General features: G+C 71.3%; 17 protein-coding genes. 7 read left to right on the top strand and 10 right to left on the bottom strand.

Annotated features, from left to right (window positions below):
* The first annotated feature begins 12 nt into the window (after positions 1 to 12).
* Positions 13 to 366, top strand: coding sequence for a VOC family protein (locus OG219_RS38755; RefSeq protein WP_266834656.1), 354 nt, complete (start codon positions 13 to 15; stop codon positions 364 to 366).
* Positions 367 to 568: 202 nt separating this feature from the next.
* Here the strand turns inward: OG219_RS38755 and OG219_RS38750 are convergent, their stop codons facing one another.
* The 10 genes from OG219_RS38750 to OG219_RS38705 form a co-directional block, all read right to left on the bottom strand.
* Positions 569 to 1,120, bottom strand: coding sequence for a GNAT family N-acetyltransferase (locus tag OG219_RS38750; protein ID WP_266834654.1), 552 nt, complete (start codon positions 1,118 to 1,120; stop codon positions 569 to 571).
* A gap of 32 nt (positions 1,121 to 1,152) precedes the next feature.
* Positions 1,153 to 1,401 (bottom strand): DUF1049 domain-containing protein, encoded by a 249-nt coding sequence (locus OG219_RS38745; RefSeq protein WP_266473465.1) that lies wholly within the window; start codon positions 1,399 to 1,401, stop codon positions 1,153 to 1,155.
* An 86-nt stretch (positions 1,402 to 1,487) separates the two neighbouring features.
* Positions 1,488 to 3,278 (bottom strand): CocE/NonD family hydrolase, encoded by a 1,791-nt coding sequence (locus OG219_RS38740; RefSeq protein WP_266834652.1) that lies wholly within the window; start codon positions 3,276 to 3,278, stop codon positions 1,488 to 1,490.
* 135 nt (positions 3,279 to 3,413) lie between these two features.
* On the bottom strand, positions 3,414 to 4,343 hold the full coding sequence (locus tag OG219_RS38735) for an LD-carboxypeptidase (protein ID WP_266834650.1): 930 nt from the start codon (positions 4,341 to 4,343) through the stop codon (positions 3,414 to 3,416).
* 31 nt (positions 4,344 to 4,374) lie between these two features.
* Positions 4,375 to 6,336: a prolyl oligopeptidase family serine peptidase gene (locus tag OG219_RS38730; RefSeq protein WP_266834648.1), complete on the bottom strand. Its 1,962-nt coding sequence runs from the start codon at positions 6,334 to 6,336 to the stop codon at positions 4,375 to 4,377.
* Between the two features lie 30 nt (positions 6,337 to 6,366).
* Entirely contained in the window at positions 6,367 to 7,671 is a 1,305-nt protein-coding gene (locus OG219_RS38725) for a M20/M25/M40 family metallo-hydrolase (protein ID WP_266834646.1), read from the bottom strand.
* On the bottom strand, positions 7,664 to 8,497 hold the full coding sequence (locus OG219_RS38720; protein ID WP_266834644.1) for a M55 family metallopeptidase: 834 nt from the start codon (positions 8,495 to 8,497) through the stop codon (positions 7,664 to 7,666). Before OG219_RS38720 ends, OG219_RS38725 begins: the two co-directional genes overlap by 8 nt.
* A 65-nt stretch (positions 8,498 to 8,562) precedes the next feature.
* Positions 8,563 to 10,002, bottom strand: a complete 1,440-nt coding sequence (locus OG219_RS38715) for a gamma-aminobutyraldehyde dehydrogenase (protein ID WP_266834642.1) — start codon at positions 10,000 to 10,002, stop codon at positions 8,563 to 8,565.
* Positions 10,003 to 10,018: 16 nt separating this feature from the next.
* Positions 10,019 to 10,420, bottom strand: coding sequence for a nuclear transport factor 2 family protein (locus OG219_RS38710; protein WP_266834640.1), 402 nt, complete (start codon positions 10,418 to 10,420; stop codon positions 10,019 to 10,021).
* A 75-nt stretch (positions 10,421 to 10,495) separates the two neighbouring features.
* A complete protein-coding gene (locus OG219_RS38705; protein WP_266834638.1) occupies positions 10,496 to 12,031 on the bottom strand; it encodes a cytosine permease in 1,536 nt (511 codons plus the stop codon).
* A 101-nt stretch (positions 12,032 to 12,132) separates the two neighbouring features.
* On the opposite strand from OG219_RS38705, the gene OG219_RS38700 reads away from it, so the two are divergent.
* The 6 genes from OG219_RS38700 to OG219_RS38675 all read left to right on the top strand — a co-directional run bounded on the left by OG219_RS38700 (position 12,133) and on the right by OG219_RS38675 (position 20,569).
* Positions 12,133 to 13,584 (top strand): PucR family transcriptional regulator, encoded by a 1,452-nt coding sequence (locus OG219_RS38700; protein ID WP_266834636.1) that lies wholly within the window; start codon positions 12,133 to 12,135, stop codon positions 13,582 to 13,584.
* 128 nt (positions 13,585 to 13,712) lie between these two features.
* Positions 13,713 to 14,810, top strand: coding sequence for a LacI family DNA-binding transcriptional regulator (locus OG219_RS38695; RefSeq protein ID WP_266834634.1), 1,098 nt, complete (start codon positions 13,713 to 13,715; stop codon positions 14,808 to 14,810).
* A gap of 51 nt (positions 14,811 to 14,861) precedes the next feature.
* Positions 14,862 to 16,460 carry an FAD-dependent oxidoreductase gene (locus OG219_RS38690; RefSeq protein WP_266834632.1) on the top strand — a complete coding sequence of 533 codons (1,599 nt, stop codon included), beginning with the start codon at positions 14,862 to 14,864 and terminating at the stop codon, positions 16,458 to 16,460.
* A 99-nt stretch (positions 16,461 to 16,559) separates the two neighbouring features.
* Positions 16,560 to 18,689, top strand: coding sequence for a hydantoinase/oxoprolinase family protein (locus OG219_RS38685; RefSeq protein ID WP_266834630.1), 2,130 nt, complete (start codon positions 16,560 to 16,562; stop codon positions 18,687 to 18,689).
* The gene (locus OG219_RS38680) at positions 18,686 to 19,285 is read left to right on the top strand and encodes a hypothetical protein (RefSeq protein ID WP_266834628.1); all 600 of its coding nucleotides are present in this window, start codon (positions 18,686 to 18,688) and stop codon (positions 19,283 to 19,285) included. The genes OG219_RS38685 and OG219_RS38680 overlap by 4 nt, the downstream gene beginning before the upstream one ends.
* Before the next feature lie 3 nt (positions 19,286 to 19,288).
* Positions 19,289 to 20,569, top strand: coding sequence for a TRAP transporter large permease subunit (locus tag OG219_RS38675; protein WP_266834627.1), 1,281 nt, complete (start codon positions 19,289 to 19,291; stop codon positions 20,567 to 20,569).
* Positions 20,570 to 20,578: the final 9 nt, after the last annotated feature.

The following is a 20,578-nucleotide window of genomic DNA, read 5'->3' as shown; positions in this document are numbered from 1 at the left end:
AGGCTTGTGGGTATGGAGATTCTGGGAGCCACGCTGCGTATCTGCGTCGACGACCTGGAGGCTTCGGTCCCGTTCTACGAGAGACTCGCGGGTGGGCAGGCCCTGCGGTTCGAGCGCGGCGGTGTCTCGGTCGCCGCGGTCGGCTGCTTCCTGCTCATGAGCGGACCCGCGGCCGACCTGGACGTCCTCCGCAAAGTCGCCGCCACCATCGCCGTCAAGGACGTCGAAGAGGCCCACCGCGTCCTCAGCGAATCGGGCGCCCGCATCCTGGCGGGCCCGGTGGCGACCCCGGTGGGCCGCAACCTGATCGCGATGCATCCCGACGGTGCGGTGTACGAGTACGTGGACCGGCGGGCCGGGGAGTAGCTGGGGGTTTTCTCGCCCCCTCCGCCCCTACCCGTCCCGTACCTGGGGGCTGCCGCCCCCAGACCCCCGCATCGGCCTGAACGGCCCCGTCCTCAAACGCCGGACGGGCTGAACCCCGCGGAGCGGGGTCTGGGGCGTAGCCCAGGAACAAGGGACGGGCAGGGGCGGAGGGGGCGAAAAACCACCCACCCACACCCAACCGTCAGCGGGACCGAGTCATCTCCACCGTGATCGCCCACCGCTCATGGTCGCGCCAGGCCCCGTCCATATAGATGAAGTCCGGCGAGAACCCCTCGAGCCGGAATCCGCACCGCCGGGCGAGCGCGATCGAGGCGGCGTTGCCGGGCTGCACATTGATCTCGAGCCGGTGCAGCCGCATCTTCCCGAAGGCGTACCGGACCACGAGTCCGAGCCCCTCGCTCATCAGCCCCCGCCCGGCCGCGTGCGCGAAGGCGCCGTACCCCAGTGCCCCGCTCAGGAAGCCGCCCTCGACGATGTTGTTGATGTTGATGAACCCGGCGATCGCCCCGCCGTCCCGGTCGCACACCAGAAACCCGGCCTTCGTCGGATCCTCGATGAGCCGCCCGGCGTACGCGGCGTAGGCGTCGGCGCTGCCGGGCGGAAACAGCCACGGCTGGTGCAGATCCTTGCTCTCCCGGGTCCGGGCGGTGAACTCCGCGCCGTCCGCGTACGTGAAGTGCCGTATGCCCACGCGGGGTCCTGCGGCGAGATATCCGGGGGCGTTGTCAGGCATCCGGCAACCCTACGCGAGGGCGTGTCCGCCGCTCATCGTCGCCGCTTCATGAAGTACGCCCCGCACAGCGCGCCGATCACCGCGGTGCCCAGCAGCGCCATCCACAGGGGCATGGTGACTTCCGGGATCAGCAGCCGGATCTTGGTGCTCCGCGTGTTCTCGAAGATGAAGATCAGAGCGAGCAGGGCCAGCGCGACCACGCTGACCCTGGTGGGCGTCAGCAACCCACCGCGGCTCTTCCCACCACCCGCACCGGCGCTTTCGGAGGTCTTCGGGCTCATGCGCTCAGCATGAGCCGCGAGGCGCCGGCACGCGCGGCGGGAGGTTCCTCCGGGTGACCCCGGAGGACTCCGCGGGCTACGAAGGCTCAGTCCCTGACGACCGGCAGCTCCAGCACCCCGGTGTTCCGCGGCGCACTGGTGATGGTCACCGGCTTCACGCCCTTGTTCCCGAAGTACGCGTCGTCGCTGGCCGCGACGACGAACTGGAGCCGGTGCCCGGCCTCGTACCGGTGCACGATCCCCGGCAGCGAGACGGTGAAGCTCTTGGTCACGTCCGGCACCCGTACCGGCGCCACCAGCCGGTGCACCAGCGTCTTGGTGCCGTCGGGTGCCACGTCGTACAGCTTGGCGACGAGGACCAGCTTGTCGGCGGCGTCGCCGGAGTTCTGCACCGGCTCGGTCTTCGGCGAGGCCACCTTCAGCGTGGCCTTGGGCGCTCCGACGACATCGAGCGAGCGGGTCAGGGGCTCGCTCGTCCAGCCGAGGTACGTCCCCTCCGTGTCGTACGGCGCCGGATCGGGCAGGCCGACCAGCCCGGCGAGGGAGCTCTCGGAGTGGCTGGTGGGGCCCAGCGCGTTGGTGTACTCGCGGCTGCCCCGCACGACCTTCTTGCGGTTGTCGACGAGCTTGCCGTCCCCGGAGAGGTAGAGCGTGCGGCTCTGCTCGGGCACCCGCGAGGCCGTGGCGTAGGTGCTGTTCGGGTCGGCGATCCAGTCGCGGTAGTACGCGAAGGAGGGTCCGGTGTCGACGCCCTTGCGGTGCTGGAGGTAGCGGTCGAACCAGGCGAGGATCCGCCTGCCGACGTAACTCGTCTCCAAGTTGCCCTGGCTCAGGTTGAGTTCACCGGTCGCCGGGTCGGTGAGCCCGCCGCTGTGTCCCCAGGACTGCCAGATCATCTTCGTCGTGGTGCCCTGCGCCTTGAGGGTCTTGTACGTCGCGGTCGCCTCGTTGAGGTTGAAGAGGCTGTCGGCCTGCCCCTGGACCAGGAGGGTCGGTGCCTTCACCTTCTTGAGGTAGGAGACGGGCGACACGCTGCGCGCGTAACTGAGCAGGGGTCCGGTCTTGTCGGCCGGGTAGCTCCCCGAGTTCAGTGTCCGGATGGTCGAGCAGGCGTCGCTCACGAAGTGCAGGCAGGTTCCGGAGTTGACGCGGGAGGGGTCCAGGTTCGCCACGGTCAGCGGCAGGCTCTCGCCGATCAGGTAGAAGCCGTTGGTCCACTGCCACTTGAAGGCGCCGGGCACGGCACGGGCGCCGGAGGCGTTGTTCGGGTCGAGGGAGTACGAGAGGTCGTTCCAGGTGATCATCGGGACGAGCGCGTCGACGCGGTGGTCCACGGCGGCCGTGGCCATCTGGATGGCGCCCCCGTAGGAGCCGCCGATCATGCCGACGCGCGGGTCGCCCCGGCCGTCGCGGGTGACGAAGTCGACCTTCGTTCCGTCGTCGGCGGCGCGCGTGCCGGCCAGGAAGTCGACGAGGCCGGACGCTGCCGTCCCGTCGACGCGCGGGTCGTCGAGGGAGATCAGGCAGCCGGACCGGCCGAAGCCGAGCCCCGAGTAGACGAGTCCGACGTATCCACGGGCCGCGAACGCCTTGCCGATGGCGTCCGTCGAGCCGTCCGACTTGCTTCCGCCGAAGCCGTTGGTGGCGAGCACGGCGGGGGCGGTGTGACGGCGGTCCACACCTGCGGGCCGGTAGAGATCGGCGTCGATCGTGCAGGTGCCGGCGCCGGCCTGGACGGTGAGCTTCACTGCGGTGACGGTGTACTGACCGGTGGCCGAGGCAGCGGGCGCGGTGATCGCGAGTGGTGCCGTGAGCGCGGCGCCCACGACCAGGGCCAGTGATGCACGGGATCCGGGCACACGGGAACGACGGGACACGAAGACCTCCACACTGAGGACAACCCGACTACGGCAGACGGTACTTACCGACCAGTAATCATGTTGTGACGCGTGTCAGCGGAGGTCAATCACCGTGCCGGGTGTTTCTTGACGGATGTCCAGCTTGCGGCGCTTCTAGAGGAGAGCGGGCTCCTCCAGCGTCAACGTCCCGGCGTCCGCGTCGAGTTCGGCCCTGACCCCGAGGGGGATCGTGAGCGCCCCCTCGCAGTGCCCGAAGCCGAAGTGCTCGACGACGGGCACGCCCAGCCCGCCCAGCCGGTCGGCGAACACGGCGCGCAGTCCCTCGTACGGACCACAGTCCACCCACGAACCGAGCGCGATCCCGGCGACTCCGTCGAGCCATCCCCCGCGCAACAGCTGGGTGAGGATCCTGTCCAGCCGGTACGCCTCCTCGCCGATCTCCTCGATCAGGAGGAGCCCGCCCCGGGCGGAGGCGCGCGCGTGCGGTGTGCCGAGGTCGGCGGCGAGCAGGCTGACACAGCCGCCGAGGACGACGCCCTGCGCCCGCCCCGGCACCAGCGCGGTGCCCGTGTCGGACGCGATGGTCAGCACCGTCTCCGGTTCGAAGAGGGTCGCCCGCAGATGCTCCTTCGCCCGCGCGTTGGCGACGAGGTCGAGGGGAGCCGACACCATCGGCCCGTGCAGGGTCACCAGACCGACGCGGGTCGCGAACGCCTCGTGCAGCGCCGTGATGTCGCTGAAGCCGAGGAACACCTTGGGTCCGGCGGCCCGTATCGCGGCCCAGTCGAGGAGGTCGACCATGCGCTGGGCGCCGTATCCGCCGCGGGCGCAGAGCACCGCGTCCACGTCCGGGTCGCACCAGGCGGCCTGGAAGTCCCCGGCCCGGTCGGCGTCCGTACCCGCGAGATAGTCGAACTCGGCGTGCCGGTCCAGGACATGGGGTGCCACGAAGGGGTCGAGGTCCCAGCCGCGCAGGATGTCGAGGCCGGTCCGCAGCCGCTCCTCGGGCACGGGCCCGCTGGGCGCGACGACGGCGACGCGGGAACCGGGAACGAGCCGCGCGGGGCGGGTCAATGGCTTCACTGGGCGGACTCCAGGGTGTGGGCGGCCGGCTTCACTTGGTGAGCTCCAATGTGGGGACACCGGGCGGGTTCAGCCCGAAGACCTGTGCGTACAGGGATAGTTCGGCCTCCAGGACCCGCACCATCGTCTCGGCCCGCCGGAAGCCGTGCCCCTCTCCCTCGAAGGCGATGTAGGCATGCGGTACGCGTCGCCCCGCCGCCTCAAGGCCGGCGAGGAACCGCTCGCACTGCGCGGGCGGACAGATGACGTCGTCGAGGCCCTGGAGCAGCAGGAAGGGCGCGCCGATGCGGTCGGCGTGCTCGCTGGGCGACCGCTGCGCGTACCGGGACGGCACCTCGGTTAGCGGCCCGACCAGGGTCTCCAGGTACCGCGACTCGAAGTCGTGGGTCTCCCCCGAGGCCCATTCGGCGAGGTCGAGGATCGGGTAGAGGATGGTGCCGCAGGCGTACACGTCGGTGCTCGTCAGGGACGCGGCCGTCGTCCAGCCGCCCGCGCTGCCTCCGCGGATGGCGAGCCGCACCCGGTCCGCGGTGCCCTCGTCCGCCAGCGCGAGCGCGACAGCCGTGCAGTCCTCGATGTCGACGACGCCCCACTGTTCGCGCAGCCGGTTGCGGTACTCCCGGCCGTACCCCGTCGATCCTCCGTAGTTGACCTCGGCGACGCCGATGCCCCGAGAGGTGAAGTAGGCGATCTCCAGGTCGAGGACGAGCGGGGCGCGGCTGGTGGGGCCGCCATGCGCCCGGACGACGTACGGCGGCAGTTCGTCGTCGGGTGCCATGTGGCCGGGGTGGTGCGGCGGATAGATGTGTGCGTGGATCTCGCGTCCGGCGGGTCCGGTGAAGGTGCGGATCTGCGGCTCCGGGTAGTACGCGGGGTCCACCGGGTCGTCGTGCGCGGCGCCGGTGACCCTGGCCCGCCCGGTGCGGGCGTCCAGTTCGACGACCTCGTACGCGCTGCGGGGGCTGGCCCCGATGCCCAGAACGCGGCTGCCGTGCGTGGCGAGCGTCGGGGCGAACTCGGTCCAGGGGCCCGCCGCGTCGACGACCTCGCCGGTCTCCGGGTCCAGGATGCCGAGCGCGGTGGCGCCCCGCCCGTGCACGACGGCGATCAGTCCGTCCTCCAGCGGCGCGAACCAGCGTTGGCCGATCTTCCACAGCGGCCCGCCGAACTCCTCCTCGCGGGGGCACACGGGCACCCCGTCCCGGTACAGGTTCCACCAGCCGGTGCGGTCACTCGCGTACAGCAGGGAGCCGTCGAATCCCCACTCCACCTGGGCGATCGACTCGTCGGGCCCGCCGGCCACCGTGCGGGCCTCCAGGAGCGTCCCGTCGCCGGCCACTTCGGCGACGATCAGTTCCGTGCCGTCCCACGGCATCCGCGGGTGGTCCCAGGCGAGATAGGCCGCGCGTCGGCCGTCGGGCGAGAGACGGGGCCCGGTGACGAACCGGTGGTGCCCGTCGGTGAGTTCACGTACGGCGTCCCGGTCCTGCGCCGCCGAACCGTCCAGCGGCACCGCGGCGAGGACCCGCCGCACGTCGGTCGGTCCGTCTCCGGCGAACTCCTCCAGTACGCACCACACTTCGCCCCGCTCCACACGCAACTGCGGGTCCACCCAGCGCAGTCCGCCGCCGACGGGTGAGACGGGGGTCAACGGGCGCGGTTCCCCGCCGGCTTCGTGCAGATACAGCCGCTGGTCGGCGAAGTCGACGAACACCACCAGCGGTCCTTCGGGGCGCATCTCCCCGGCCCAGGCACGCCCGCCGTACTCGATGACCCGGCTGCGCACGTTCCACGGGGCGGGCAGCACCGATTCCTCCGTGCCGTCGGCCTTCCGCCGTACGAGGGTGCGCCGCCCGCCCTCCGTGGGGCGGGGTTCCGTCCACCAGGACTCGTCGCCGACGAAGCCGACGGAGTCGGGGTACCCGTCGTGCGCGGCGGCGAGCTTCGCATCGATGGGTGAGGGCCACGATCCGTACGCCAGGGTCTGCACCATGTCCCCCACTCTCCCCGTATCCCTACATGTCTAGGCCGTGCGCAGGAAACGGTCGAGGACGTGGACGCCGAAGTGGAGCGCCTCGACGGGGACGCGCTCGTCGACGCCGTGGAAGAGGGCCTGGTAGTCGAGGCCCTCCGGGAGCTTCAGCGGCGTGAATCCGTATCCGGTGATCCCGAGGCGCGAGAACTGCTTGGCGTCCGTGCCGCCCGACATGCAGTACGGCACCACATGCCCCTCGGGCGCGAACTCCTCGACGGCGGCACGCATCCTCGCGTACGTCGCCGTCTCCAGCGGCGCCTGGAGCGCCACCTCGCGATGCTGGAACTCCCACTCCACGTCCGGTCCGGTGAGCCGGTCGAGGGTCGCTCGGAACTCGTCCTCGCGGCCGTACAGATATCGGCCGTCGACGTACGCGACGGCCTCCCCCGGAATCACGTTGATCTTGTAACCGGCGCTGAGCATGGTCGGGTTGGCGCTGTTGCGCACGGTCGACTCGACGAGCGCCGCGGCGGGGCCGAGCTTGGCCAGCAGACCGTCGACGTCCTCCAGGTCGGCGTCGATGCCGTACACGGCGGCGAGTTCGGTGAGCGCCGCGCGCACGGTCGGAGTGAGCCGCAGCGGCCACTCGTGCGCCCCGATCCGCGCGACCGCCTCGGCCAGCCGCGTCACCGCGTTGCTCCGGTTCACCTTGGAGCCGTGCCCCGCCCGGCCGCGCGCGGTGAGCTTGAGCCAGCCTGTGCCGCGTTCGCCCGCCGCGATGGGGTACAGCTCGCGCCCGCTGCCGTCGTGGAAGGTGAAGGCCCCGGACTCGCTGACGCCTTCGGTGCATCCCTCGAAGAGCTCCGGGTGACGGTCGGCGAGGAAACCCGAGCCGTCCTCGGCGCTCGCCTCCTCGTCGGCGGTGAACGCGATCACGAGGTCCCGCCGGGGCCGTACACCCGTACGCGCCCAGGACCGCACGACCGCCAGGATCATCGCGTCCATGTTCTTCATGTCGATCGCGCCGCGCCCCCAGACGACCCCGTCGCGGACCTCCCCCGAGAACGGGTGCACGCTCCAGTCCTCGGCCTGCGCGGGCACCACGTCCAGATGTCCGTGCAGGAGCAGCGCGTCGGCCGAGGGGTCGGTGCCTTCGAGGCGGGCGACGACGTTCGTACGTCCCTTGGTGCGTTCGAGGAGTGTGGGCTCCAGGCCCGCCTCGGCCAGCAGGGCGGCGGCGTACTCGGCGGCCGGACGCTCCTGGCAGTCACCGCCGCCCCGGTTGGTGGTGTCGATGCGGATGAGGTCGGAGGTGAACCGTACGACCTCGTCGAGTGCCTGCCCGTCAGCCATACTGCTCCTCCACCGCGGCCGACACGATCGTCGTGACCGCCTTGAACGTGCGGATTCCCTCGTACATGGTGCCGCTGGTGTACGCCACCTTCCGCTCCCCGACACGCTCGACACCCGGCACCACGGTCGCCGCCATCGACAGGTGCTCGGCGTCGAACTCCAGCATCACGGTGAACGGACCGCCCACGAACGGTTCCTGACGGACCGCCAGGGGTGCGGCCGCCTTGGCCGCCGCGCGGATGTCGGCGGCGGTCCTGGCGGGCGTACGGCACACCGCCGCGTACCGCGACACATGGTCCTTGACGGCGACCTTCAGTGCCCCGGGCGCGTATCCGAGCGCGTCCTCGCAGGCCAGGTCGTCCCCGGTGACGAGCACGACGGGCACGCCGTACTCGGCGACCACATGGGAATTGAGGAGCCCCTCACTGGCGCGTACGTCGTTCACCCACACCCCGGTGATGGAGTTCGCGAGGTACGTGTGTGCGAGGACGCCCTCCATGCCGGCGCCCGCGTGGTAGCCGACGAAGGCGATCCCGTCCACGTCACCGTGCTGCACGCCTTCCACCATGGACAGCGACTTGTGCCGTCCGGTGAGCATCTCCGCTCGCTCGTCCAGCTGTTCGAGCAGCAGATTCCGCATGGTCCAGTGGGCCTCGTTGATCAGCACCTCGTCGGCGCCGCCGTCGAAGAAACCGAGCACGGCGGCGTTCACGTCCGAGGTGAACATCGCCCGGCACCGCTCCCACTGCGGCGTCCCCGGCAGCACGTCGGCGGGCCAGGTCACCCCCGTGGCGCCTTCCATGTCGGCACTGATGAGGATCTTCATGGTGCGTCACGTTACGCATCGACGGGGGAACCTGCCACGAAGAGGCGGCGACGCGTTCCCGGATGTCAGAGCGAGGTCATGACGTGCTTGATCCGGGTGTAGTCCTCGAAGCCGTACGCGGAGAGGTCCTTGCCGTAGCCGGACTTCTTGAACCCGCCGTGCGGCATCTCGGCGACGAGTGCCATGTGAGTGTTGATCCACACGCAGCCGAAGTCGAGGTTCTTCGACATCCGCATCGCCCGCGCGTGGTCCTTGGTCCACACCGAGGAGGCCAGTGCGTAGTCGACGCCGTTGGCGTACCGCACGGCCTGGGCCTCGTCCGTGAACGACTGGACGGTCATGACCGGGCCGAAGACCTCGTTCTGGACGATCTCGTCGTCCTGGCGGAGGCCTGAGACCACGGTCGGGGCGTAGAAGTAGCCCTTGTCGCCGACCCGGTGGCCGCCCGCCTCGATCCTGGCGTGCTCGGGGAGACGCTCGATGAAGCCGCTGACCTGGGCGAGCTGGCCCGCGTTGTTGAGCGGTCCGTACAGCACGTCCTCGTCGTCCGGCTGCCCGGTCCTCGTGTCGGCCGCGGCCTTGGCGAGGGCGGCGACGAACTCGTCGTGGACCGACTCGTGGACCAGGACGCGGGTCGCGGCCGTGCAGTCCTGACCGGCGTTGAAGAAGCCGCCGACCACCAGGTCCTCGACCGCCTTCGCCAGGTCGGCGTCCTCGAAGACCACCGCCGGGGCCTTGCCGCCGAGCTCCAGGTGGACCCGCTTGACGTCCTTGGCCGCGCTCTGGGCGACCTGGATGCCGGCGCGTACCGAACCGGTGATGGAGGCCATCGCCGGGGTCGGGTGCTCCACCATCAGGCGGCCGGTCTCACGGTCGCCGCAGACCACGTTGAAGATGCCGCGGGGCAGCGCCAGTTCCTCCAGGACACCGCCGATGATCTCGGCGATCAGCACCGTGGAGGCCGGGGTGGTGTCCGAGGGCTTGAGGACCACCGCGTTGCCCGCCGCGAGCGCCGGGGCGAACTTCCACACCGCCATCAGCAGGGGGTAGTTCCACGGCGCGACCTGTGCGCACACACCGACCGGCTCGCGGCGGATGACGGAAGTCATCCCCTCCATGTACTCGCCGGCCGAGCGGCCCTCCAGCATGCGTGCCGCGCCCGCGAAGAAGCGGACCTGGTCGACGGCGGGGGCGAGTTCCTCGCTGCGGGTGAGGTGGAGCGGCTTGCCGGTGTCCCGGCTCTCCGCGGCGACCAGCTCGTCGGCCCGTGCCTCCATCGCGTCGGCGATCTTCAGCAGCGCGCGCTGCCGCACAGAGGGCGTGCTGTCGCGCCAGACGGGGAACGCCGCGGCCGCGGCCGCCATCGCCGCGTCGACGTCGGCCGCCCCCGAGAGCGGGGAGGTCGCGTAGACGTCACCGGTGGTGGGGTCCACCACATCGAGTGTGCGGCCGTCCGAGGCGTCGGCGAACGCACCGTCGATGTAGTTGCGGAACGTGCTGCTCATGGAACGACTCTCCTGGTCAGGCGGCGGTGCGGGCGGACAGGTGCTCGTGGACGGCCGTCCAGCCGCCGTCGTCGGCACGGGCGAAGACGATGGTCTCCCGCTCGTGGACCGTCTCCTCGCCGGCGTTGGTGGCGACCCGGGTTTCGACGTCGTGGCTGAAGACGGCCGTGTCACCGAAGGGCTGGATCAGCTGTGCGGACGAGATGCAGCCGAGGATGCGGAAGCCGTCCTGCTCCACCCACTGCTGCCAGAGCGCGCGGTACTCGGCCGTGGAGCCGAGCCGCTGCGGGGTGGTGTGGAAGACGAAGGTCGCGTCCGGGGCGAAGGCGCCGAAGTAGTCGTCGAGGCGGCCCTCGGCGAAGGCGGCGACGAGCGCGTCCGCGGCGGCCCGGACTTCCCGGACGGTGGTGGTACTCATGCACGGCTCCTGGTCGTGGGCGTTCGGCAGGCGGGGGCCGGAACGCCCCGGCGTTCGGTTTCAGGGGGCGAGGCCTCAATGGACCGCGGCGGGCTCGCTGACGGGCTCGTCGGTGCCGCCGGTGATCGGCTCCACGGGGGCGTCCGAGGCCCGGACGAAGCGGGGCCCGGCGGGTCCGTACACGCCGCGCGGCTCGGGGAACACGGCGAGCAGGGCGAGGTACATCACGGTCGCGAGGACGAGGCCGACCGGCAGCGAGATGTCCGTGCCGTTGGCCAGGTCGCCGAGCGGGCCGACGAACTGGCCCGGCAGGTTGGTGAAGAGGAGCGCCACGACGGCGGAGACGAGCCAGGTGGACATGCCGCGCCAGTTCCAGCCGTGTGTGAACCAGTAACGGCCACCGCGCTGGCGGCGGTTGAAGACCTGCAGCGCCTCCGCGTCGTACCAGCCGCGCCGGGTGACGTAGCCGAGCGCCATGACGATCATCCACGGTGCGGTGCAGGTGATGATCAGCGTGGCGAAGGTCGAGATGGACTGCGCGAGGTTGAGCGCGAAGCGGCCGACGAAGATGAACGCGATGGACAGGGCGCCGATGAAGAAGGTGGCCTGGACGCGGCTGAAGCGCGTGAAGACGCTGGAGAAGTCGAGTCCCGTGCCGTAGAGGGCCGTCGTGCCGGTGGAGAGGCCGCCGATCAGGGCGATCAGGCAGAGCGGCAGGAAGTACCAGCCGGGCGAGATCGCGAGCAGTCCGCCCACGTAGTTGGGGGCGGCCGGGTCGACGTACTTCGCGGCCTTCGTCGCGATGATCGACGCGGTGGCCAGGCCGAAGAGGAACGGCAGCAGCGTGGCGATCTGGGCGAGGAACGCGGCCCCCATCACCCGGCGGCGCGGGGCACCGGCCGGGATGTAGCGGGACCAGTCACCGAGGAACGCGCCGAAGGAGACCGGGTTGGAGAGCACGATCAGCGCGGCGCCGATGAACGACGGCCAGAACAGCGGGTCGGCGGTGGAGGCGAAGGCTCCCGCGTAACCGGGGTCGAAGTCGCCCGCGAAGGCGAAGGCGCCGAGCACGAAGAGCGCCGACGCCGCCAGCACCGCGATCTTGTTGACCAGCAGCATGAACCGGAAGCCGTAGATGCAGACGACCAGGACGAGCCCGGCGAACAGCGCGTACGCGATGCCGTAGGTGACGTCCGACTCGGGGACGTCGACGAGCCGGTGCGCGCCGCCGACGAGCGCGTCGCCCGAGGACCACACCGAGATCGAGAAGAACGCGATGGCGGTGAGCAGCGAGAGGAACGAGCCGACGACCCGGCCGTGCACACCGAGGTGCGCGGAGGAGGAGACGGCGTTGTTCGTGCCGTTGGTCGGGCCGAACAGGGCCATAGGGGCCAGCAGCAGCGCCCCCGCGACGAGGCCGAGGACGGTCGCCGCGAGCCCCTGCCAGAAGGAGAGGCCGAAGAGGATCGGGAAGGCACCCAGCACGCAGGTCGCGAAGGTGTTGGCGCCGCCGAAGGCGAGCCGGAACAGATCGATCGGGCGGGCCGTGCGGTCCTCGTCCGGGATCCGCTCGACACCATAGGTCTCGATTTCGGTGATCGAGGTCGTCACGGGCGCTCCACCTTCCGTTCATACATGGGGCCGCCTCACAGTGTGTGGCCCCGGAGGACCAGCGACAATTGTGCCCATCACGGAGCAGTACGCTGTCTTCTGTGGCCAGCAACAAACTAACTGTCCAGGATCTGCTCTCCTTCCCGGCACTCCAGCTCTCCGTGAAGGCCGGCAGCGGCGGTCTTGGCCGGTCCGTGTCCTGGGCGCACGCCAGCGAACTCGCCGACCCGACGCCCTGGCTGCTGGGCGCCGAGGTGATCATGACGACGGGCCTGGCGATCCCCCGTGACGCGGCCGGGCAGTGCGCCTATCTGAAGCTGCTGGACGACGCCGGGGTGTCCGCTCTCGCGCTCTCCGCGCAGCTGCACATGCCCCCACTGCACGACGCGTTCTTCCGGGCGGCGGAGGAGCGGGGCTTCCCGGTCCTCGAAGTGCCACTCGCCGTCCCGTTCATCGCCGTCGCCCAGGAAGTCGCCGCCGCGGCCCAGGAGGACGCCCGGCACCGGCTGGGCGCGCAGCTCCAGGTCTTCGGCTCGCTGCGCTGGCTGGTCGCCGAGGACCTCGACACACCCACACTTCTGCGCCGCCTCGAAGACCTGTCCGGCTACGACGTCTACCTCTGCACGCCGCAGGGCCGCCCGCTCCTGCCCGGCGTTCCCGCGCCGGATCCCGCCGTCCTGCCCGCCTCCATCGACGCTCCCCCGACGATCCCCGGCGGATTCGTCCTCCCAGTGCCCGCGCCCGGCGGCCCGGCGGGCTTTCTCGTCGCGTACGAGCGTCAGGGCGCCCAGCCCGGAGGGCTCGCCGTCGCCCAGCACATCGCCACCGTCGCGGCGCTGCGGCTGGCGATGGTGCGCAACGAGCGCGAGACGCTGCGCCGCGAGGGCGCGGAGACGCTGGCCGAACTGCTGCAGGAGGTGCTCGACCCGGAGGCGGCGCGACGTCGGCTCGCCCGGCACGCGATCGAGGGCGACACCGTGCTCCTCGTGGTGCGCCACACCACCGACGAGGCGCTGCTGCGCTCCCTGGAGGACCATCCCCATCTGCTGCTGACCCGGGGCGAGGACCGCTACGTCCTGGGGGCGCCGGAGCTGGCGGTGGCCGTCGGTGTGCTGCCGGCCGTGGCGGCCGGGATGAGCCGCCCCTTCTCGCCGGGCGCCGCGCTGAAGGTCGCCCAGCGCGAGGCGCTCTGGGCGGTCTCCAAGGCCGTGGAGTCGGGCCGCCCGGTCGTCCGGTACGGCGACGACTCGACGGGCCGGTGGCTGCCCGAGGACCCCGCTGTCCTGACGGCACTCGTCGAGCACGTGCTCGGCGGGGTGCTGCGCTACGACGAGGCCCATGACTCGCAGTTGCTGGTCTCCGCCCGTACCTGGATGGAGCGCAACCGCCGTACCGACACGGCTGCGGCGGCGCTCCACATCCATCCGAACACCCTCGCCTACCGGCTGCGCCGCTTCGGCGCTCTTGCCGACCGTGACCTGACCTCGACGGGGGCCCTGGCCGAGGTCTGGCTGGCGATCCAGGCAGCGGGGGCGCTGGGCCTCACCGACTGATCCACCCTGTCCCAACCCTTGACCCGCCGGGCGGGGAAGTGCACAGTCTCTCGTTAATGCGCATTAGGTAATACGCATTAACAGCGCCGCCGACAGAGCCGAACCCTGCCCGGAGGAGAGAGATCACTGTGGAACCGAGGAAGCGGCCCGGACGTACACCCGCTCCGGCCGGGCGTACGTCAAGGCCACGGCAGGCCGAGGTGGCCCGGCTCGCGGGGGTGTCCCAGGCGACCGTGTCCCTGGTGCTTTCGGCCAGGCCCGACGGCAAGGGACCCGTCATCTCCGAGGAGACCCGCCAACGGGTCCTGGAGGCGGCCCGCAGCCTCGGTTACGTCCCCGATCCGGCCGCCCGCCGGCTGGCCGCCGCCCGCAACAACCTCCTCGGCGTCTTCAGCTTCACCGCCACCTTCCCGACCGATGTGCAGCACTCGTACTACCCCTTCCTGGTCGGTGTGGAGCGGGAGGCGGCGGCGCTCGGCTACGACCTGGTGCTGTTCACCGGGTCGAGCACCGGCGGCGCGGGGGCCGCGGGTCCCGAAGCCCTGAGCCGGGTCCGGCTCGCCGACGGCTGTCTCTTCCTCGGTCGGCACACGCCCCGGGCGGAGCTGAAGCGGCTGGTCGAGGACGGCTTCCCGGTCGTACACCTGGGCCGCCGCGAGGAGTTGGAGGGCGTTGCATGGGTGGGCGCGGACTATGTCGAGGCCACGCGTGAAGTCGTGGGCCATCTGGCCGAGTTGGGGCATCAGCGGATCGTGCTCGTCCGCGAGGACGACGACGCGCCCGCCTCGACGGACCGTCAACGTGGCTTCCTGGAAGGGCTGGAGGCAGCTGGCCTGCCCGCCGGGCCCGCGACCGTCTTCCGGTCGGCGGATCCGCAGCGGGAGCTCACGCCCGAACGGCTGCGCGCCTGGGCCGATGAAGGGGTGACGGCCTTCGTCGCGGAGGAGACCGACACCGGGGCGGCCTGGCGAGGCCTGCTCTCCGCCGTGCGCGGGGCGGGCCTGGACTGTCCCGGGGATGTGTCCCTCGCCCTGCTCGGCAGCCCGCCCGCCGACCTGGCGGGTGAACCCGAACCCACCGGATTCGACATCCCCCGGCCGCAGTTGGGCGCCGCGGCCGTACGTCTGCTGGCCGCGCTCGTCGCGGGCGAGGAGGCACGGGAACCGCTCGTCGGCTGTGTCTTCCGCCCGGGCCCGACGACCGGACCGCCGCGTGCCCGTTCCTGAGCACGGTCCATACGAAGCCCCCAAGAACCCGAACCAGCAGCTAGGAGAAGCGTGATACCCGAAGCCGACATCCTCGTCGTGGGCGGCGGTCTGGGCGGCGTGGCCGCCGCACTCGCCGCCTGCCGGGCAGGACGCAGCGTCGTGCTCACCGAGGAGACGGACTGGATCGGCGGCCAGCTCACCAGCCAGGCCGTACCGCCCGACGAGCATCCGTGGGTGGAGCGGTTCGGTACGACCGCCTCGTACCGGCGGCTGCGTGAGGAGATCCGGAGGTACTACCGCCACTGGTACCCGCTGCGGGCCGAGGCCTTGGCGCTCGCCGACCTCAACCCGGGAGCGGGCCGCGTCAGCAAGCTCTGCCACGAGCCGAGGGTCGCCCTCGCCGTCCTGGAGGGCATGCTCGCGCCCCACCGCGCGGCGGGACGACTGACCGTACTCACCGAACACCGGCCGGTCTCCGCCGAGTCCGACAACGATGTCGTACGGTCGGTGACCCTGAAGGACCTGCGCGACGGGACGCATCGCACCCTCGCCGCGCGTTACGTCCTGGACGCCACCGAGACGGGCGAGCTCCTCCATCTCGCGGGCGTCGAGCACGCGAACGGGGCCGAGGCACGCGCCGAGTTCGACGAACCGCACGCCCCGGACGAGGCTCAGCCTCTCAACCAGCAGGGCATCACGGTCTGCTTCGCGCTCTCCCACCACGAGGGCGAGGACCACACGATCGATCGGCCGCAGGACTACGGTTTCTGGCGCACCTACCAACCCTCTTTCTGGCCGGGCCCGTTGCTCGGATTCGAGGCGCCCGACCCACGCACGCTGGAGCCGGTGCCGCGGACCTTCGTACCGAATCCGGATCTCGATCCGCTCGGCGTCTCGGCCGATCAGAGTGCCGATGCCGGCGACAAGGAGCTGTGGGGCTTCCGTCGCATCCTCGCCCGCAAGCTGCACTCCCCGGGCGCCTTCGATTCCGACATCACGCTCGTCAACTGGCCGCTCAACGACTACTGGCTCAAGCCGTACATCGGCCAGGAGGCCGAAGCGCTGCGTGAGGCAAGGCAGTTGTCGCTGTCGCTGCTGTACTGGCTGCAGACCGAGGCGCCGCGCGCGGACGGCGGCACCGGCTTCCCGGGGCTGCGGATCCGCCCGGACGTGACCGGCACGGCGGACGGTCTGGCCAAGGCGGCCTACGTCCGCGAGTCCCGCCGTATCAAGGCGGTCACCACGGTCACCGAGCACGACGTGGCGATCGACCTGGTCGGCCCGTACGGCGGCACGCGTCACCGCGACTCGGTGGGTGTCGGCAGCTACCGCATCGACCTGCATCCCTCGACCGGCGGCGACGGCTACATCGACATCGGGTCCGTGCCGTTCGAGATCCCGCTCGGCGCGCTCGTGCCGCGCCGGGTGCGCAACCTGCTGCCCGCCGGCAAGAACATCGGCACCACGCACATCACCAACGGCTGCTACCGGCTCCACCCGGTGGAGTGGAACGTCGGCGAGGTCGCCGGCGCGCTGGCCGCGCACTGCGTCACCGAGGACGTGGAGCCGCACCAGGTGCAGGCCGAGGAAAAGCGGTTCGAGGAGTTCGCGCGGCTGCTCGACCGCGACGGAGTGCAACGCCACTGGCCGGACGTACGCGGCTACTGAACACACCACGCGTGGACGGGAGTTCGGGCGGGGCGGCTCCACCCGCCCCGCCCGGTGACCGCCCGCGCGAACCGATCCAGCACAAGGAGGTGCCCGGACATGAACACACACCGCATCCGCGTCGGCATCGACGTGGGCGGAACCTTCACCGACGCCGTGGCCGTAGATGCCGCGACGCTCGAACTACTGGGGCAGGTCAAGGTCCCCACCAGCCACCATCACGAGGACGGCGTCGCACACGGCATCGTCGAGGCGCTCGACCGGCTGCTTGAGCAGACCGGCTGCGCCCCGGCCGATGTCGCCTTCCTGGCGCACGGCACGACCCAGGCTACCAACGCCCTCTTGGAGGGCGATGTGGCGACCGTCGGACTGATCGGCATCGGGACCGGCCCCGCAGCGGTGCTCACCCGCCGCCTCGCCGCGTTCGGCAAGCTCGAACTCGCCCCCGGCAAAAAGCTTCCGCTGGGCTACGCACATGTCGCCGACCCTCAGGACACGGCAGCCGTCCGCCGCTCCGTCGAGGAGTTGAAGGGCGAAGGCGCTCAAGTCCTCGTCGCCAGCCAGCCGTTCAGCGTCGACCGGCCCGAGGGCGAGCAGGCCGTACTGGACGCGGCACGGCCGTACGGGCTGCCGATGACCGCCGCGCACGAGATCACCTCGCTGTACGGGCTGCACAAGCGCACCCGCACCGCCGTCGTCAACGCGGCGATCCTGCCCCGCATGCTGGCCACCGCCGACCTCGTCGACGCCTCCATCACCAAGGCCGGAGTGACCGCGCCCCTGATGGTGATGCGCTGCGACGGCGGTGTGATGGCGCTCGGCGAGATGCGCCGCCGACCGCTCCTGACGGTCCTTTCGGGACCGGCCGCCGGAGTCGCGGGCGCCCTGATGCAGGAGCGGGTGAGCGAGGGCGTGTTCCTGGAGACCGGAGGCACCTCGACCGACATCAGCGTCGTACGTCGCGGCAAGGTCGCCGTCCGGCACGCCACCATCCTCGGCAAGACCTCGTACCTGAGCGCCCTCGACGTGCGCACCGTCGGCGTCGGCGGCGGCTCCATGGTGCGGATCGGCGAAGGCCGGGTGACGGGCGTCGGACCGCGCAGCGCCCACATCGCGGGGCTGCCGTACGCCTGCTTCGCCTCCCCCGACCAGCTGCGCGACGCCAAGGTGGACACCGTCCGGCCGATGGACGGCGACCCCGCCGACTACGCGGTGATCGACGCGGCGGGCGGGCGGTTCGCCGTCACGATGACCTGCGCCGCCAACGCCCTCGGCCGCGTCCCCGAGGGCGACTTCGCCCGCTGCGACCCCGAGAGCGCGCGTGCCGCGATCGCGCCGCTGGCCGCCCATCTCGGCACCGATGTCGCGACCGCGGCCGCGCGGATCCTCGACGCGGGCATAGCCCAGGTGAAGGCGGTGGCGGACGCCATGATCCGCGACTACCGCCTCGACAAGGACACGGCGATTCTCGTCGGCGGAGGCGGCGGTGCCGCAGCCGTCACCCCGCAGCTGGCTCACACCAGCGGCATGGAGAGCAGGATCGCCCGCCACAACGAGGTCATCAGCCCCATCGGCGTCGCCCTCGCGCTCGTACGGGAACAGGTCGAGCGGATCGTGCCCGGCGCCACCCAGGAACAGATCCTCGCCATCCGCGCCGAGGCGGAGCGGGCCGTCGTCGCCCAGGGTGCCGCCGCCGAAGGCGTCGAGGTCGAGATCACCGTGGACCCGCAGACCAACACCGTGCGCGCGGTGGCGACCGGAGCCACCGAACTGCGCACCCAGGACCGGTCCCACCGAGCCGACGACACCGAACGGCTCCATGCCGCGGCGGCCAGCCTCAAGACCGACCCCGCAGCCGTCCAGGTCCTCGCGGGCACCGCCGCCCACACCGTCTACGGCACCGAGGCACGCCGCCGCCTGCGGGCGACCCGCCGCCCCATACGCATCGTCGACGTGGACGGCGTCGTACGCCACCACGCCGCCGACGCCCGCGTGGAGACCACCACCGTGGCCGGCGCCCCCGAGGTGCTCGCCCGGCTGGTGGGCGAGTCCACCTCGTACGGCGACGGCGGCGTACGCGCTCCCGCCCTGCGGCTGCTCCTCGGCTCCCGCATCGCCGACCTGTCCGGCGTCCTCGATCCCCAGCCGCTGCTGGCATTGGCCCGCAGCGAGTTGCGGGCCCGCGCGGCCGACGAGCCGGTGGTCGCGGTCCTGGAGGTGCGGTCATGACGGCCACTGAACTCACCAACCAGGACCGGGCGTTGATGGATCCTGCGTCCGTCGACGACATCGAATGGGCCGTACGGCTGCTGGCCGCCACGCCCACCCACGAGGGCCGCGACCGCGAACTGCTGCACCAATGGGCCCGTAAGGCCGACGAGTTCGGGTCCCGACTCGCCGCCGTCACGTCCACGGCACGCGTGGTCGAGCGGGGCGGCGGTCTGGAGCGGATGCTGCTGGCCCGCTACACGTCACGGCCTCCGACGGTCGAGCTCTACACCGACACGCTCGCCCTCGCCGAGGAGTTGGTCGACGCCCGCGGCTGGCGCGGCTGGTACCCGCCGGGCTCGGTGCGCGCGGCCGCGCTCGCCCATGAGGCCGTGCACGCCCACTTCCACCACGGCCCGGCGAAGGCCGCGCTCAAGCAGGCCCTCGGCCACACCGTGCTGCGCCTCGGACGCCACCGCGTGACCGGTCATGTCGCCGGCGCGGAGGAGGTCGCCGCGCACGCCTACGCCCGAACCGTCTGCGGACTCGGCCGCAGCCCCCTGCTCCTCACCGCCGCGCTCCGTGCGGCGCTCACCCGGCCCGGAAGAGAGAAGTGACCCATGGGTGTCGTCATCCTTCTCGTCATGGCGGCCGGCGTCGCCCTGATGCTCACTCGCAGACTGCCCACCGCCTTCGCGCTTGCCCTGCTCGCCGTCTGCATCGCCTTTCTCGCCGGGGCACCCTTCACCGGCAAGGACAGCGTGCTGGACACCGTCCTCCAGGAGGGCGCGCCGACCCTGGCCGCCACCATGATCGCGATCATTCTGGGCTCCTGGCTGGGCAAGCTCCTCGACGAGACCGGCATCGCGGGCACACTCGTCCGCAAGATCGTCGAGTTCGGCGGTGACCGCCCGACCGTCGTGGCCCTCGGTGTCCTCGCCGTGTCCGCGCTCGTCGGAACGGTGACCGGCTCGGCACCCGCCGCCATGCTCGCCGGCATCATCGGCATCCCCGCCATGATCGCCGTCGGCGTGCCCAAGGTGACCGCCGCGGGCACGGTGCTGATGGGCATCGCCGTGGGCATCCCCTTCGAGCTGCCGCTGTGGCAGTTCTTCTCCACCGCGCTGGAACTGCCGATCCCGACCGTGCGCGGCTTCATGGTGAAGCTCTTCCCGTTCGCACTCGTCGCCGCCCTCGCGTTCGTCCTCGTCGAGACACGACGGCGTGGCACCGAGCACGCCTGGTCGCTCAAGTCCGTGGACACGAAGCCTCGTTCACGGCGCGAGGAGCTTGGCGACGCACCCTGGTACGCGCTGCTCGCCCCCGCCGTCCCGCTCGTTCTCGCCCTGGGCTTCGAACTCGCCATCATTCCCTCGCTGTTGGCGGGAGTCCTGTACGCACTGGTCACCACGACCCGGCCCGGCGGGATGAACAAGCGGCTGCTGCGCACCCTGTACGGCGGCTTCGAGGTGGCCGCCCCGCCGCTCGTCCTGTTCATCTCCATCGGCATCCTGCTCGCGGCGGTGAAACTGCCCGGCGCCGTCGACGCACTCGAACCGCTCGTCAAGTCCGTCAGCCCGCACAACCCCGTGCTGTTCGTCCTCGTCTTCACGCTCCTCGTCCCGCTGTGCCTCTACCGCGGCCCCCTCAACGTGTTCGGGCTCGGCGCGGGCATCGCCGGCGTCCTCATCGCCACCGGCATCTATCCCGCGGCCGCCGTCCTCGGCATGGCCACCTCGTACAACCAGGTGTTCGGCGTCGCCGACCCCACCAGCACACAGACCGTGTGGAGCGCCCAGTACGCGGGCGTCACTCCCCAGCAGGTCATGGTGCGCACCCTGCCGTACGTCTGGGCGGTCGCCCTCGGCGGCCTGTGCGTCACCGCCGCCACCTACCTCTGAGCCGCACAC

The organism is Streptomyces sp. NBC_00038, assembly GCF_026343635.1.
Taxonomy (GTDB): Bacteria; Actinomycetota; Actinomycetes; order Streptomycetales; family Streptomycetaceae; genus Streptomyces.
The sequence above is the reverse complement of the archived record's forward strand: the minus strand, read 5'-3'. Positions and strand labels throughout refer to the sequence as shown.

Excerpts from the sequence above, each read along its gene's own strand:
- OG219_RS38755 (WP_266834656.1), top strand. The coding sequence starts at position 13 with ATGGAGATTCTGGGAGCCACGCTGCGTATCTGCGTCGACGACCTGGAG.
- OG219_RS38750 (WP_266834654.1), bottom strand. The coding sequence starts at position 1,120 with ATGCCTGACAACGCCCCCGGATATCTCGCCGCAGGACCCCGCGTGGGC.
- OG219_RS38745 (WP_266473465.1), bottom strand. The coding sequence starts at position 1,401 with ATGAGCCCGAAGACCTCCGAAAGCGCCGGTGCGGGTGGTGGGAAGAGC.
- OG219_RS38730 (WP_266834648.1), bottom strand. The coding sequence starts at position 6,336 with ATGGTGCAGACCCTGGCGTACGGATCGTGGCCCTCACCCATCGATGCG.
- OG219_RS38725 (WP_266834646.1), bottom strand. The coding sequence starts at position 7,671 with ATGGCTGACGGGCAGGCACTCGACGAGGTCGTACGGTTCACCTCCGAC.
- OG219_RS38720 (WP_266834644.1), bottom strand. The coding sequence starts at position 8,497 with ATGAAGATCCTCATCAGTGCCGACATGGAAGGCGCCACGGGGGTGACC.
- OG219_RS38715 (WP_266834642.1), bottom strand. The coding sequence starts at position 10,002 with ATGAGCAGCACGTTCCGCAACTACATCGACGGTGCGTTCGCCGACGCC.
- OG219_RS38710 (WP_266834640.1), bottom strand. The coding sequence starts at position 10,420 with ATGAGTACCACCACCGTCCGGGAAGTCCGGGCCGCCGCGGACGCGCTC.
- OG219_RS38685 (WP_266834630.1), top strand. The coding sequence starts at position 16,560 with ATGAACACACACCGCATCCGCGTCGGCATCGACGTGGGCGGAACCTTC.
- OG219_RS38680 (WP_266834628.1), top strand. The coding sequence starts at position 18,686 with ATGACGGCCACTGAACTCACCAACCAGGACCGGGCGTTGATGGATCCT.
- OG219_RS38675 (WP_266834627.1), top strand. The coding sequence starts at position 19,289 with ATGGGTGTCGTCATCCTTCTCGTCATGGCGGCCGGCGTCGCCCTGATG.